The following is a 14,449-nucleotide window of genomic DNA, read 5'->3' as shown; positions in this document are numbered from 1 at the left end:
GGACGGCGCGCCCGATTACGCGACGATGATATCGTCGTCGGGCGTCTCGCCGTCGCCTTCGTCAGTCTCGTCGGCCTCGTCCGGTTTAGTCTCATCGCCGTCGGCCGGCGAGGTCTCGTCGGCGTCGGCGGGCTCCGCAGCGGCGGCCTCCGCGGCGGCCTCGTCTTCGGTCTCCCAGTCGCCGCGACGGGTCGCGGCCCGCGAGGGGACCTGCACGTCGTTGGCGTCTTCGAGCTGGCGGAGCCGTTCTTTGGTCTCGACGAGCTCCTCGGTGAGCCCGTTGACGGCGGCCTGCAGTTCTGCGACTTTGGATTCGAGTTCCTCCACCCGGTTACTCATGGGTAACATAGCCCCGCGCGTGAGACATAAATGTGCGTCAGACAATCACCGAAAATGTGATACGTGTGAAGGGAGTCCCGGGGCGGAACCCCCATCGCTGACACCTCAGTCCCGGTACGACTCGGTCGTCGTCGTCCGGAGCGACCGGACCGCGTCGAGGTACTCTTCGCGACTGCGCTTTTCGGCTTTCGCTTCGCGGACCGCCGCCATCGCCTCGGGGCTGGTGAGCAGGTCGACCAGCGTGCAGGCGGTGAGCTTCGCGGGGATGACGTAGGCCATCTCCTCGTCGACGACGCGGAAGTCGCGGGCGTGAACCGCGCCCTCGAAGCCGCCGGTCCACGGGTGGATGCCGGGGACGAGCTGCGTGATGTCGCCCATATCGGTCGACCCCGAGAGGTGCGGCGTCCCCGCCGTGACCGCGTCGGGACCGACGATGTCGCGGGCGTTCTCGTCGTAGAACGCGACTATCGTCTCGTCGGTTCGAAGCGGCATGTAGCCGGGGTAGTCCTCGATTTCCACGTCGCCGCCGACGCCCATTGCGCCGGCGGCGAGCGCCCGGTTGACCGACTCGTTGGCGTCCGCGACCGCTTCGACCGAGGCTGCGCGGACGTACGACTCCATCGTCACCTCGGCGGGGACGACGTTGACGCCGTCGCCGCCGCGGGTGATAATGGGGTGGACGCGGACGTGGTCCTCGTCGCGGAAGCGCTCGCGCTGGGCGTGGACCGCGTTCATCCCGAGCATCGCGGCGTTGAGCGCGTTGACGCCCTCTTCGGGGGCCGCGCCGGCGTGCGCCTCGGTCCCGCGGTAGGTGACGAACTTGCCGACGAAGCCGTTGGTCGAGAAGTCGCTCGTAATCGTCCGCTCGGGCGTGTCGCTGCCGGCGTGCATCATCGCGGCGGCGTCCCAGTCGTCGACGTAGCCGCGGCGGATGAGTTCCTGCTTGCCGCCGAAGAACTCGATGTCGCCGGCGTCGAGCAGGTCGCGCCGGTAGTCGAGGTCGAGGTACTCTTCGGCCGGGACAGCGACGAACTCGACCGCGCCGTCGAGGTCGTCCACGACGCCGCTTCCGACGAGACCGAAGGCGGTCCCCACGAGGTGCGCGAGCTGGGCGTTGTGGCCGCAGGCGTGGACCGCGCCGGTCTCGGGGTCCGCCATCGGGTGGTCCGGGTTGACGAGCGCGTCGAGTTCGCCGAGGACGGCCGCGACGAAGTCGCCCGACCCCGCGCGGGCGCGAGCGCCGGTAATCGCCAGCTCCGTCTCCACGTCGAGGTCGAGGTCCTCGAAGAGTGAGACGACCTTCGCCGTGGTTTTGACCTCCTTGTAGCCGAGTTCCGGTTCGGCCTGTACGTCCTTCGCGAAGTCGATAATCTCGTCCGCGCGGTCGTCGATAGCGTCGCAGACGCGGGTTTTGAGGGCCGCGGTGCGGTCGTCGGTCACCGCATCTCACCCCGGCGCGGTCGGCGGGCGGCCGTGAGGCGCGGCATCAGATAATCCCCTGTGCGGACAGCACGGCCTGCGAGATGAGCGCCGAGCCGAAGAACGTCCCGAAGAAGACGAACACCGCCACGAGGACGAGCTTCCAGCTGACCTCCTTCATCTTCCCGGTCTGGAGGCCGATAGAGAGGCCCGCGTAGGCGAGAATCGGCGTCGTCGTCGCGAGGAAGTCGATTTCTCCGACCGCGGCGAGAAACGGCGCTTGCACCGGCGAAAACGGCAGTGCGAGCGCGAACGCGAGCACCATCGCGTAGGCGAACGCCGGCAGGTCCAGCGGAATCAGCCGCCCCATGAGCAGGGCGACGAGGCCGAGGACGACGATGAGCGCCATGCCGGGGAGCGCGGCGACGAAACCCGTACCGGTGGCGATGAAGTTGGCCGTCAGCGTCAGGAACGCCACCACGAGCAGCATCTTCAGCGACTCGACGGAGAACTCCGGGGTCGACATCGACATCTCACTCACCTCCGTCGGCCGCGGCGGTGTCGCGGCCGAACACGGGCGCGAGGACCGCGTACAGACGCGTGATGACCGGGAGGCCGACGAGGATGACCATGTAGAGACCCGTGATGCCGGTCAGGAGGTTGCTCGTCGCGGCGAAGCTCAGAATCTGGTCCTCGGCGACGCCCGCGCCGCCGACGGCCGCCGCCAGCGACGTAGAACAGGCGGTCATCATGCTTGCCGACCCCATGCCACAGGCCATCGAGAGCGCGAGCGGGTGCAGCCCCGTCGCGGGCGCGAAGCCGCCGAGCAGGCCGAAGAAGACGGTTCCGAGGACCGTGCCGGTCATGTAGGTGCCGAGGACGCCGCGGCCCTCGGGCGACTCGATGCCGTACTTGTCGGTGATGACGCCGAGGGTCGGTTCGCGGGCGATGCTGACCGCCGCGCCGATGGACTCGCGTTTGAGGCCCAACAGCAGGGCGAGCGGGAGCGCGATGAGAATCGTGCCGAGGTTCCCGAACTCCTGGAGGACGAACGCCGGCCCGGCCGCCACGAGGTCGTAGAACGAGGGCGCGACGAGCGTCCCGTATTTGACGCCGAGCGGCATCAGCGCGATGACGAGAAGCGGCGAGGCGATGCGACTCACGTCCTCGTCGACGACCGACCGGAGGGGTTCGATGACCGACCCGAGGACGCTGTAACTGAGGACGAGGCCGAGAACGACCGCGTACAGAAGCGGTAGGAGCACGACCTGTCCCGGTCCGAGCGGGAACGTTATCGTGCCGATGAGTTCCGCGACGACGACGATGAGAAGGACCGTCAGATGCGTCCGGAGATGCGCCGAAAGCCGGCCGGCGGTCCGAATCGGTGCCCATCTATCCGAGGTGGTATCGTTTGTCATATGTGAACAAATTCCGTAAATCGTGGTGATGAAACGCCAGCATATAAAACCTCGTTAGTGATTGTCTGTCGGGTATGACAGGGCTCGGTGTCGGGCCGCCGACCCGCGAACGGGCTCCGCCGCGACCAGTCCCGTTAGTCTTTAGCCCACCGCCGTCGAAGCGCGGCCAATGACTGCGCAAGCGCTCGAACAGCGCGAACTCGCGGTCGTCATCGGGCTGGAAGTCCACGTTCAACTCGAGACGGCCACGAAGATTTTCTGTAGCTGTTCGACCGAGCCTGCCGAGGACGAGGAGCCGAACACCCGCGTGTGCCCCGTCTGTCTCGGGCTGCCGGGCGCGCTCCCGGTGCTCAACGAGGCGGCGGTGGAGTCGGCGGTCAAAATCGGCAAGGCGCTGAACGCCGATATCGCCGAGGACACCCGCTTCCACCGGAAGAACTACTACTACCCCGACCTGCCCAAGAACTTCCAGATAACCCAGTACGACGCGCCCATCTGCGCCGACGGGACGCTGGAGGTGTCCGTCGAGGGCACCCGCCGCGACATCGGCATCACGCGCGCCCACCTCGAAGAGGACCCGGGGAGCCTCCAGCACAAAGGCGGCAGCATCGACACGGCGGACTACACGCTCGTCAACTACAACCGCGCCGGCACGCCGCTGGTCGAAATCGTCACCGAGCCCGACTTCCGGAGCCCCCAAGAGACCCGCGCGTTCCTCGCCAAGCTCGAAGGGGTGCTCGAATACCTGGGCGTGTTCGACGCCACCCGCGACGGCTCGCTCCGCATCGACGCCAACATCTCGCTCGTCCCCGCCGACGAGGTCGACGACGACGGCGCGGTTTCCGACGACGCGCTCGAAGCGGCCAACCGCACCGAGGTCAAGAACATCTCCAGCCACAAGGGCGCGGAGAAGGCGCTGGCCTACGAGGTCACCCGCCAGAAGAACGCCATCCAGCGCGGCCGCGCCGTCGAACAGGAGACGCGCCACTGGGACGAGTCCCGCGGCATCACCGTCTCGATGCGCTCGAAGGAAGAAGAAAAGGACTACCGCTATTTCCGCGAGGCCGACCTCCCGCCGCTCCAGGTCGCCCACTGGAAGGAGGAGATTCCGATTCCGGAACTTCCCGACGCCCGCCGCGAGCGCTTCCACACCGAGTACGGCATCGACGAGGAGTCCGCCTCGAAGCTCACCTCGACCAAGGAGGTCGCGGACTTCTTCGAGGACGTGGCCGCCGAGTTCGACGCCGACCTCGCCGCGACGTGGGTTGCCGACAACCTGCTGGGCGAACTCAACTACCGCGACATGCACATCACGGACGTGTCGGACCGCCTCGACGAGTTCACGCGGCTCGTCGAACTCGTCGCCGCCGACGAGGTGACGACGAAGAACGCCGAGGAAATCGTCCTCCGCGAGATGCTCGACGAGGGCAAGGACCCCGACACCATCGTCGACGAAGCGGGGCTGGGCAAGGCCGACGACGACGAAATCGGCGGCTTCGTCCAGGAAGCCATCGACGAGAACCCCGACGCCGTCGAGGACTACCACAACGGCGAAAGCGGCGCGCTGAACTTCCTCGTCGGACAGGTCATGCAGAAGTCCCAGGGGAGCGCCGACCCCGGCACCGTAAACCAGTTGCTCCGCGAGCGACTGGACGAATAACCGACCGACTTCGGGTTCGCTTCTCCGCGACGGACGGCCGCGTCCCGTCTGTCTCGCCGCGCGCGGCTACGTCCTGTCGTCATCGTCGCGGCCGAACAGCATCGCCGACCCGAGCACGACCGCGAACCACGTCAGCGCCTCCTCTGCCGCCGGCGACGATGGGAGCGGGCGGTCCACGCCGGTCCGGTAGACGAGGTAGTAGTCACCGTCGACTTCGAACACTCTCGCCCCCGCGTCCGTCGGCCAGAGTTCGTGGTCCGCGGTCCCCGACCCGTCCTCGATAGCCGTCCACGCGGTCGGGTATCGGTTCGGGGCCCGAGCGATATGGTCCAGCGCCACCACGGCCGAGACGGAGGTGTTCGGTGGAGGGCTGTCGCATAGCGCTCCCTTCCGAGCCGTCGAAGAAAGTCGTTCTGCTGTCAGGTTCGACGGGCGGCTGTTATCGGTTCCCGTGTCGCAGTCGTCTCGGGTATCGTCGTCGCTCCCAGCGTCGGGTCGGCGGAGCGAGTCGGTGAAATCCGACGGGAGACGCGGCGTGTCGCGGACGCGTCGGCAGACACACACCTTCGCGCGCGAGGGCGCTCACCCGCCCGCCCGTATCCGCGCGCGTCGAGGCTGCTACTGCACGAATTCGGCACGAAAGGTTTAGGACACCCCACGTCATATCGCCGCTCAATGAGCAGGGGTCCGGAACTCATCATCACGGAGAAGGACAACGCCGCGAGGCGCATCGCCGACATCCTGAGCGGCGAGACCGCCTCCGCGGAGCGAATGAACGGCGTGAACGTCTACAAGTGGGGCGGCAAGCGCTGTATCGGGCTGTCGGGCCACGTCGTCGGCGTGGACTTCCCGCCGGAGTACAACGACTGGCGCGACGTGGAGCCGGTCGAACTCATCGGCGCGCCCGTCGAGAAACACCCCACGCAGGAGAACATCGTCGCCGCGCTCCGCCGCCTCGCCCGCCGCGCGGGGAAGGTCACCATCGCGACCGACTACGACCGCGAGGGCGAACTCATCGGCAAGGAGGCGTACGAACTCGTCCGCGACGTCAACGAGGACGTACCCGTCGACCGCGTTCGGTTCTCCTCGATTACGAACCGCGAGGTGACGGAGGCGTTCGAGAACCCCGACGACCTCGACTTCGACCTCGCCGCCGCGGGCGAGGCCCGACAGATTATCGACCTCGTGTGGGGCGCGGCGCTCACGCGGTTCCTCTCGCTTTCGGCCCGCCAGCTCGGCAACGACTTCATCTCGGTCGGCCGCGTTCAGGGGCCGACGCTGAAGCTCATCGTCGACCGCGAGCGCGAGATCGATGCGTTCGACCCCGAGGACTACTGGGAGCTGTTCTCGAAGCTGACGAAGGACGCCGACGGCGACGCCGAATCCTTCGAGGCGCAGTACTTCTATCTCGACGACGACGGCACGGAAGCCGAGCGCATCTGGGACGAGGAGTCCGCCGAGGAGGCCTATCAGACGCTCCTCGGCGTCGAGGCCGCCGAGGTCTCGTCGGTCAACCGCCGCACGCGGACCGACACGCCGCCCGCGCCGTTCAACACCACGCAGTTCATCCGGGCCGCCGGCTCTATCGGCTACTCCGCCCAGCGGGCGATGAGCATCGCCGAGGACCTCTACACGGCCGGTTACATCACCTACCCGCGGACCGACAACACGGTGTACCCCGACGACCTCGACCCGCGCGAACTGCTCGGCGCGTTCGAGGGCGACCGCCGGTTCAAGGAAGACGCCGAGTCCCTCCTCGAACAGGAGGAAATCGAGCCGACCGAGGGCGACAACGAGACGACCGACCACCCGCCGATTCACCCGACCGGCGAACTCCCCTCGGCGTCCGACCTCTCGGACGACGAGTGGGACGTGTACGAACTCGTCGTCCGGCGCTTCTTCGCCACCGTCGCTGAGGACGCCGTCTGGGAGCACCTCCGCGTCGTCGCCGAGGTCGAGGGCCTGTCGCTGAAGGCAAACGGCAAGCGCCTGCTCGAAGCGGGCTACCACGACGTGTACCCGTACTTCAACTCCAGCGAGTCGTTCGTGCCGGACGTCGAGGAAGGCGAGTCGCTCGTGCTGTCCGACACGCACCTCGACGCCAAGCAGACCCAGCCCCCGCGGCGCTACGGCCAGTCGCGGCTCATCGAGACGATGGAACAGATGGGCATCGGGACGAAGGCGACCCGCCACGACGTGATTCAGAAGCTCTACGACCGCGGCTACATCGAGAGCGACCCGCCGCGACCGACCCGCCTCGCGCGGGCCGTCGTGGAGGCCTCCGAGGACTTCGCGAAGCTTATCGTCAGCGAGGAGATGACCTCGCAACTCGAATCCGATATGCTGGCTATCGCCCGCGGCGAAGCCACCCTCGAAGACGTGACCGAGGAGTCCAAAGAGATGCTCGGAGAAGTGTTCGAGGGGCTGATGGAGTCCCGCGAGGAACTCGGCAAGCAGCTCCAAGACTCGCTAAAGGCCGACAAGACGGTCGGCACCTGCCCGGACTGCGGCGGCGACCTCGTCGTCAGAAAGAGCCGTCGCGGCTCGTACTTCATCGGCTGTGACTCCTACCCCGACTGCACCTACACGCTCCCGCTTCCCTCCACGGGCAAGCCGCTCATCATGGAGGAGTCCTGCGAGGACCACGATCTCCACCACATCAAGATGCTCGCCGGGCGCAAGACGTTCGTCCACGGCTGTCCGCTCTGTAAGGCCGAGGAGGCCGACGAGGAAGACGACCTCGTCATCGGGACGTGTCCCGAGTGCGGCGAAGAACACGACGGCGAACTCGCCATCAAGCGCCTCCGCTCCGGCTCCCGACTCGTCGGCTGTATCCGCTACCCCGACTGCGACTACTCGCTGCCGTTACCCCGCCGCGGCGACATCGAGGTCACCGACGAGTCCTGCGAGGAACACGACCTGCCCGAACTCCGGATTACCTACGAGGGCGACCGCGAGCCGTGGGAACTCGGCTGTCCCATCTGCAACTACCGCGAGTACCAAGCCCAGCAGAACGGCGAGGGCGGCTCCGAGTTAGAGAGCATCAATGGTATCGGCGCGAAGACCGCCGAGAAACTGAAAGACGCCGGTATCGAGGACGTGAAGGCGCTGAAGGCGTCCGAACCCGACGACATCGCGGCGAAAGTCGAGGGCGTGGGTGCGGATACGGTTCGGAAGTGGCAGACGGCTGCTGACTAAGTATCGTTCCAAACGTATCGTTTTTCGCGTCCGTTTTCGACCGAGACTTCGGGGAGTCGGGCGAGCCAAACGCCGACCGAACTGCCCCTGCGTTTCGCGCTACTCCGCGATAGCTCCGACTCGGACGCGATGAAGTCGACGAGCACGCCGTGTCCGAATGACCTCTCCTTCGAGAGCGAGTTTACGAGCCGTTCGATTATCTCGGCGTTTCGAATTCCATCGAGAAAGAGGGTTTCGGCCTCGTCGTCGAGGCCCGCCGCTCGATAGGCGACGTACCGAGCGCCGCTTCGGGTGAGCGACCAGCGGCGCTGTCTGTGGGACTCCTCGTCGGGCCACTCTTGGTGAACGAACCCGAGAATCCAGCCCGCAATCGCGTACAGGTCCGCGTGGCGGGCCGAAACACTCGCCGACTCAACGATGTCGTCTTTCGCGCCACGAGTGTCGCCGATAGCCGAGAGAACAGCGTCGAGGGTTTCGAACGAGTTGGCGAGTGGGATTCGCTTCGACGGAATCGGACCCGTCTCGGCGGTGTCCCCGAACAGGCTCCAGAACTCTTCGTCGGGTTCGAACCGAGTACTCTGCCGGCGAACGCCGACGCGAAGGTCGACCATCGAGTCGAACAGTTCGGAACCGTTCACCAAGTGAATCCCAGCTCGTTCGGCGCTCTCAACGGCGGGGTTCGTGAACGAACTCGTCGTGATTACCGTCCCGGTGTCGCACCCCGTGTCGGCCAGCGCGCCCTGAAATCGCTGTATCGCGGGCGAACCGACCGTGTTGCTTGAGCCGTACTGCTTCGCCTGGACCCCGAGCGAAACGTCCAGAAGCGGATTACTGACGCGACCATCGATGTCGATGCCGCCGTCCTGTCGGAACGCGGTTACCGAGAACCGCGCCGGGGGAAGTGACTCCGTGAGCACCGACTCGCAGAGTAGTTCAAACTCCTCCGCGGACAGGGACATCGCTCTGTGTTCGACGTATTCGGTCGCGGCGGCAGCGTCCATCGTACACCGGGTTTGGTGACAGGTGGGTTAAAATTCACTCCCGGCTATGCGTGTGACCCATTCCATCCGCACGCTTTTTACGCCCCCTCAAGCATAGAGCGACCAATGAGCTATCCGTGGGAAGACTGGGATCATATCACCAAAATCGACCCGGACAAGGACCTCGTCGACGGCGAGACGTTCGAAGACGTGTGTGAGACGGGCACCGACGCCCTCGAAATCGGCGGCACGCTCGACATCACAGAGGAGAAGATGGAGCGCGTCATCGAGGCGACCTCGAAGTACGACGTGCCAATCTACCAGGAGCCGTCGAACCCCGGCGTCGTCATCGACGACGACGCGCTGGACGGCTACCTCATCCCGACGGTGTTCAACGCGAGCGACTCGTTTTGGATCACCGGCGCGCACAAGGAGTGGGTCCGCATCGAAGACGGCCTCGACTGGGACCGCACCCACACCGAGGCGTACATCGTGTTGAACCCCGAGTCGTCGGTCGCCGAGTACACCGACGCCGACACCGACCAGTCCGCCGAGGACGTGGCATCGTTCGCCCGCGTCGCCGAGAAGATGTTCGGCCAGAAAATCATCTACGTCGAGTACTCCGGCACCTACGGCGACCCCGAGAAGGTCGGCGCGGCGCACGACGCGCTCGACGACGCGACGCTGTTCTACGGCGGTGGCATCCACGACTACGAGTCGGCCTACGAGATGGGCCAGCACGCGGACGCGGTCGTCGTCGGCAACCTCCTGCACGACGAGGGCGTCGACGCGGTGCGCGAGACGGTCGAGGGCGCGAAGGACGCGACGGCCGAACTCGTCGCAGAGTAATCCCACGGGCGCGGTTTCTGTTTCTACGCCGACGCTACCGACTCCGCTGACTCCACCGACTCCGCGTTCACGCCGTCGGCGTGCGACTCGCGGGTCGCGTCGGCACCGGGCGACGACACAGCCGGTGCGCCGCGACCGAGGAGCGTCGCTGACACGACCAAAAGGAGGAACGACGCGGTCGCGGCGAGAAGGGTTCCGGCGACCGGAACCGCGGCGCAGAGAGCGACGAACAGACGGGCGACGAAGACGACGAGCGCGACGGCCGAGGCGACGCGGACGAACGAGCGGTCGGACGCGAGGTCGCGCGTGGCCGGAATCGCCGCGGCGAGCGACGCTTCGCGGGCGAGAGCGACGGTCGCCACCAGCGAGAGATACGACCCCAAAAGCGAGGCGAGGCCGGCCGCGACGAGGCCGGCGGTGTCGAGCGCGGTGACGCCGAAAGACCCGAGCATCACGGGGTTGGTCGCGTACGAGAGCATCGCAATCGACGGCCTGGAACCCGGAAGGGCGACGGTCGCGAGGCCGACTGCGGGGAGTTGGAGTGCGACAAGCGCGGCCGAGAGACGAGCGCCGTCGACGGCCATACCGGTGAGATCGTCGAACGAGGGGAGCGCGGCCGCCTCGCGGTCGCCGGCGCGAACGAGGCGGACGACGTAGCCCGCAAGCAAGATGCCCGCAAGCGGCGTGGCGAGCGACGCGAGCGTCGAGAGGACGCCGACGAGGGTCGTATCGACCGAGGTGTCTTCGGCGAGCGGGAGTGCGAACGCGGCTTCGAGGTCTGAAACGTCCATGTCCGAGGCGAGATGGTCGCGGGTTCGTATATAAATCTCAGCGTCGGGGCCGTCGCCGCGACCGCGCGCGGCCGGCTCACTCCTCGGTCGTCGGTTCGCCGTCCCAGTAGTCTACGGCGGCGTCCCGCGGGAAGTAACCGTGGAGCGTTCGGGCGGTCTCGTCACCACCGGGCGGCGCGCCGCAGAACACGCCGACTTTGTCGGAGTCGGGATAGACGGTCACGTCGGGGTGGTTCATCGTCGAGAGCGCGAGATACCGGAGCGGTTCGTCGCCGTCGTTCTCGATTTGCCTGGCGTAGTCGGCCCCCGCGGGGAGCGCGACGTAGGTGTCCGGTTCGAGGTCGAGGTCGGCCGCGCCCTCGCGCGTCCGGAGCGTGCCCGACCCCGAAAGGACGTACAGCGCCTCCTCGTTGCCCTCGTGGTAGTGCGTCGGCCACGGGCGCGTTCCGGGCGGCACTTCATAGAGCGAACAGCCGAGGTCGCGGCCGCCGGCGCGGTCCGCGAGTCGCTTCCGGCGGAACGCAAAGCGGTCCCCGCGCCCGCGTTCGGTCCAGTCGAGGTCGGCAGCGCGAACGGCGGTTGGTGCCGGGTCGGGCGTCGATTCTGCGTCGGGTGGGTCGGGAGCCATACCGGAGCGACGTACGCCTCGGACTAAGTACCGCGGTGCCGACTACCACGCGAACTCGTGGCTCGATTTCGCCCCGACGCGCGTGAGACTGGACGGACGAACGCGTCCGAACGAGGCGAAGACACGATGTTTAAGACGAACGGTCGGGAACCACGTCGTATGCGAAACCGAACGTACACGGCCGACGCCGAGCCCGGTGACACGGTCACCGTCGCCGGCTGGGTCCACGAAATCCGTGACCTCGGCGGCATCGCGTTTCTGATTCTCCGGGACACCTCCGGCAAGATTCAGGTCAAGTTCGAGAAAGACGAGATGGACGACGACCTCGTCGAGACGGGGCTTGGCGTCCACCGCGAGAGCGTCATCTCCGTGACCGGCGAGGTCGCAGAAGAGCCGCGCGCGCCGACGGGCGTCGAAGTCACGCCCGAGAGCCTCGACGTCATCGCCGAGGCCGAGGCGCAGCTCCCGCTCGACCCCTCCGGCAAGGTCGACGCCGAGCTCTCGACGCGCCTCGACAACCGCACGCTCGACCTCCGCAAGGACGAAGTGAAGGCAATCTTCGAGATTCGCGCCGAGGTCCAGCGCGCCGTCCGCGACAAGTTCCGAGACCTCCGCGCGACCGAAATCAACACGCCGAAAATCGTCGCCACGGGGACCGAGGGCGGCACCGAGCTGTTCCCCATCACCTACTTCGGCCAGGAAGCGTTCATGAACCAGTCGCCGCAGCTGTTCAAGCAGCTGATGGTCGGCTCCGGACTCGAACGCGTCTTCGAGGTCGGCCCCATCTTCCGCGCCGAAGAGCACAACACGCCCCGCCACCTCAACGAGGCGACTTCCATCGACTTCGAGTCGGCGTTCATCGACCACACGGAAGCGATGGACGTCTGTGAGGCCGTCGTCACGGCCGCCTACGAGGCCGTCGAGGAGAACTGTCAGGACGAACTCGAAGCGCTCGGTCTCGAAGACGAGTTCGAAGCGCCGTCCGGCGAGTTCCCGCGGCTCACCTACGAGGAGGCCATCCAGCGCATCAACGCCACGGGCAAACTCGACGAACAGCTCGTCTGGGGCGACGACCTCCCCACCGAGGGCGAGAAGGCGCTCGGCGAGGACGTCGGCGAGCACTACTTCATCACCGACTGGCCCAGCGAAATCAAGCCGTTCTACATCAAGGACCACGACGACGACGAGACGCTCTCGACGGGCTTCGACATGATGCACCCGAACATGGAGCTCGTCTCGGGCGGCCAGCGTGAACACCGCTTCGACCACCTCGTCGCCGGCTTCGAACAGCAGGGTCTCGACCCCGACGCGTTCGAGTACTACACGAAGATGTTCAAGTACGGCATGCCCCCGCACGCCGGCTTCGGACTCGGCGGCGAGCGACTCATCATGACGATGCTCGGGCTGGAGAACATCCGAGAAGCTGTTCTGTTCCCACGAGACAGACAGCGTCTCTCTCCGTAGAGACGCTCCGAGCGAGCGGGAACACCGAGCAAATCTTCGATTTGCGAGTGGGTTCCCGCGCGACCGCCAGCGCCTGTCGCCCTAGGCGACGGCGCAACACGAGCGCGGGAGCCGGGAGCGGCTTTGCCGCGACCGAGTTCCCGCGCGACCGTCGGCGTCTGAGCCCGTAAGGGCGAAGACCTGGCGAGCCAACGAGACGAGCACACGCGAGTCTCGTCAGCCCGCCAGCGCCTGTCGCTCGAGGCGACGGCGCATCCCGCCGACGCGACTCCATTTTTGCGAAACAGTGGTTATCTTTCGGACACGTTAGCCCACCATGCACGAACGTCGTCGCGGGGAAGACCAATGACCGACGGGAACCGAATCGTCGATGATGCCGTCGAAGACGACGAGGACTCGCCGCTCGAGGAGCTGGTCGCCGGCGTCGTCATGGGGCTCATCTTTCTGGTCGGCTTCGGCCTGCTCGCGCTCGGAGAGTGGTGGTTCTGGATCGTCTTTCCGGTCGGCTTCGCGGGCGTGCTCCCCGCCGCGGTAGCCCTCGTCCGCATCTACGAGTCCCGCCGCGGCGACGACACCGAGGTGTCGGGGACGACCGAGACCGAAGACGCACTCGAAACGCTCCGGCGGCGCTACGCGACCGGCGAACTCTCCGAGGAGGAGTTCGAGGCGAAAGTCGAGCGGCTGTTGGAGACGGAGACGGTCGCGGACGCTCACAAAACGGCGGCGTCGCGGCGGACGGCCCGCGAGGGAGAACCACGCGAGGCGGAGCGGGAGACTGCGGTCGACCGCGACTGATGCGGACGCGACGAAACGCAACACCGTTAACCGACCCCCGTCGTAGAAAGACCGATGAGCGACGACGCGACGGCGTTCGTGCCCGGGCACGTGACGGGGTTTTTCAGCGCCCACCCCGCCGACGACCCGGCGGTCGCCGGCTCTCGCGGGGCGGGGCTGACACTCTCCCACGGCGTCACCGTGACGGTCGAACCGGCGCAGGAGACGACCGTCAGCCTCGACGGCGAGGCGGTCGAGATGCCGCCCGTCGCGGACGTACTTCGGTCGCTCGGCGTGACAGCCGCCGTCGACGCCGAAAGCGACCTCCCGCTCGGCGCGGGGTTCGGCGTCTCGGGGGCGATGGCGCTCGGGACGGCGCTCGCGGCGAACGCGGTGTTCGCCTGCGGCCGGTCGGAAAACGAACTCGTCACGCTCGCGCACGCGGCCGAGGTCCGCGCGGGGACCGGCCTCGGCGACGTGGTCGCGCAGGCCCGCGGCGGGATGCCGATTCGGGTCGACCCCGGCGCGCCGGCCCACGGCCGGATTGACGGCATCCCCGCGCGCCCCGAAATCGAGTACGTGGCGTTCGGCGGTCTCTCGACGGCCGACGTGCTGTCCGGGGACACGACCGCACTCACGGCGGCCGGAGAGACGGCCCTCGAAGCGCTCCGCGCCGAACCGACGCTCGACCGCTTCGTCGCCGAGGCGCGACGGTTCGCCCGCGACGCCGGCCTCCTGACCGACCGGGTCGAGGCCGCCATCGACGACGTGTGCGCGGCCGGCGGCGACGGCGCGATGGCGATGCTCGGCGAGACGGTGTTTGCGGTCGGGACGGGACTGTCTGACGCCGGTTACGACCCAGAGCGCTGCCGCGTCCACCCCGCGGGCGCGACGCTGCTGAGCGACTGACGGCCGCGAGGCCCCCGGAG

At 67.1% G+C, this 14,449-nt stretch carries 14 protein-coding genes; 6 read left to right on the top strand and 8 right to left on the bottom strand.

Annotation, left to right across the window (positions count from 1 at the left end; all coding sequences use genetic code 11):
• Positions 1–15 precede the first annotated feature (15 nt).
• From ACSR87_RS11055 to ACSR87_RS11040, 4 genes are all read right to left on the bottom strand, one after another.
• Positions 16–339, bottom strand: a complete 324-nt coding sequence (locus ACSR87_RS11055; RefSeq protein WP_498530500.1) for a DUF7518 family protein — start codon at positions 337–339, stop codon at positions 16–18.
• Between the two features lie 105 nt (positions 340–444).
• A complete protein-coding gene (locus tag ACSR87_RS11050; RefSeq protein ID WP_498530499.1) occupies positions 445–1,779 on the bottom strand; it encodes an amidohydrolase in 1,335 nt (444 codons plus the stop codon).
• A gap of 46 nt (positions 1,780–1,825) precedes the next feature.
• Positions 1,826–2,290 carry a hypothetical protein gene (locus ACSR87_RS11045; RefSeq protein ID WP_006600620.1) on the bottom strand — a complete coding sequence of 155 codons (465 nt, stop codon included), beginning with the start codon at positions 2,288–2,290 and terminating at the stop codon, positions 1,826–1,828.
• A 1-nt stretch (position 2,291) separates the two neighbouring features.
• Positions 2,292–3,176: a DUF3100 domain-containing protein gene (locus tag ACSR87_RS11040; protein ID WP_498530498.1), complete on the bottom strand. Its 885-nt coding sequence runs from the start codon at positions 3,174–3,176 to the stop codon at positions 2,292–2,294.
• A 169-nt stretch (positions 3,177–3,345) separates the two neighbouring features.
• On the opposite strand from ACSR87_RS11040, the gene gatB reads away from it, so the two are divergent.
• A complete protein-coding gene (gene gatB / locus ACSR87_RS11035) occupies positions 3,346–4,836 on the top strand; it encodes an Asp-tRNA(Asn)/Glu-tRNA(Gln) amidotransferase subunit GatB (protein ID WP_498530497.1) in 1,491 nt (496 codons plus the stop codon).
• Between the two features lie 66 nt (positions 4,837–4,902).
• Here gatB and ACSR87_RS11030 read toward each other — a convergent pair whose 3' ends face one another.
• Positions 4,903–5,175 (bottom strand): hypothetical protein, encoded by a 273-nt coding sequence (locus ACSR87_RS11030; protein WP_498530496.1) that lies wholly within the window; start codon positions 5,173–5,175, stop codon positions 4,903–4,905.
• A 336-nt stretch (positions 5,176–5,511) separates the two neighbouring features.
• On the opposite strand from ACSR87_RS11030, the gene ACSR87_RS11025 reads away from it, so the two are divergent.
• The gene (locus ACSR87_RS11025; RefSeq protein ID WP_498530495.1) at positions 5,512–8,034 is read left to right on the top strand and encodes a DNA topoisomerase I; all 2,523 of its coding nucleotides are present in this window, start codon (positions 5,512–5,514) and stop codon (positions 8,032–8,034) included.
• Here the strand turns inward: ACSR87_RS11025 and ACSR87_RS11020 are convergent.
• The gene (locus ACSR87_RS11020) at positions 8,031–9,035 is read right to left on the bottom strand and encodes a restriction endonuclease (RefSeq protein WP_498530494.1); all 1,005 of its coding nucleotides are present in this window, start codon (positions 9,033–9,035) and stop codon (positions 8,031–8,033) included. The genes ACSR87_RS11025 and ACSR87_RS11020 overlap by 4 nt on opposite strands.
• Before the next feature lie 105 nt (positions 9,036–9,140).
• Between ACSR87_RS11020 and ACSR87_RS11015 the strand changes: the two genes are divergently transcribed.
• On the top strand, positions 9,141–9,863 hold the full coding sequence (locus ACSR87_RS11015) for a phosphoglycerol geranylgeranyltransferase (protein ID WP_004044255.1): 723 nt from the start codon (positions 9,141–9,143) through the stop codon (positions 9,861–9,863).
• A gap of 23 nt (positions 9,864–9,886) precedes the next feature.
• Here ACSR87_RS11015 and ACSR87_RS11010 read toward each other — a convergent pair whose 3' ends face one another.
• Positions 9,887–10,654 carry a DUF4013 domain-containing protein gene (locus tag ACSR87_RS11010; protein WP_498530493.1) on the bottom strand — a complete coding sequence of 256 codons (768 nt, stop codon included), beginning with the start codon at positions 10,652–10,654 and terminating at the stop codon, positions 9,887–9,889.
• Between the two features lie 76 nt (positions 10,655–10,730).
• On the bottom strand, positions 10,731–11,282 hold the full coding sequence (locus ACSR87_RS11005) for a cupin domain-containing protein (protein ID WP_498530492.1): 552 nt from the start codon (positions 11,280–11,282) through the stop codon (positions 10,731–10,733).
• 159 nt (positions 11,283–11,441) lie between these two features.
• Between ACSR87_RS11005 and aspS the strand changes: the two genes are divergently transcribed.
• From aspS to ACSR87_RS10990, 3 genes are all read left to right on the top strand, one after another.
• Positions 11,442–12,746 carry an aspartate--tRNA(Asn) ligase gene (gene aspS, locus ACSR87_RS11000; protein WP_498530491.1) on the top strand — a complete coding sequence of 435 codons (1,305 nt, stop codon included), beginning with the start codon at positions 11,442–11,444 and terminating at the stop codon, positions 12,744–12,746.
• Between the two features lie 345 nt (positions 12,747–13,091).
• Positions 13,092–13,541, top strand: coding sequence for an SHOCT domain-containing protein (locus ACSR87_RS10995; RefSeq protein ID WP_498530490.1), 450 nt, complete (start codon positions 13,092–13,094; stop codon positions 13,539–13,541).
• A gap of 54 nt (positions 13,542–13,595) precedes the next feature.
• Positions 13,596–14,429, top strand: a complete 834-nt coding sequence (locus ACSR87_RS10990) for a pantoate kinase (protein ID WP_498530489.1) — start codon at positions 13,596–13,598, stop codon at positions 14,427–14,429.
• Positions 14,430–14,449: the final 20 nt, after the last annotated feature.

It is taken from the genome of Haloferax sp. SDI50 (genome assembly GCF_059802635.1).
The sequence above is the reverse complement of the archived record's forward strand: the minus strand, read 5'-3'. Positions and strand labels throughout refer to the sequence as shown.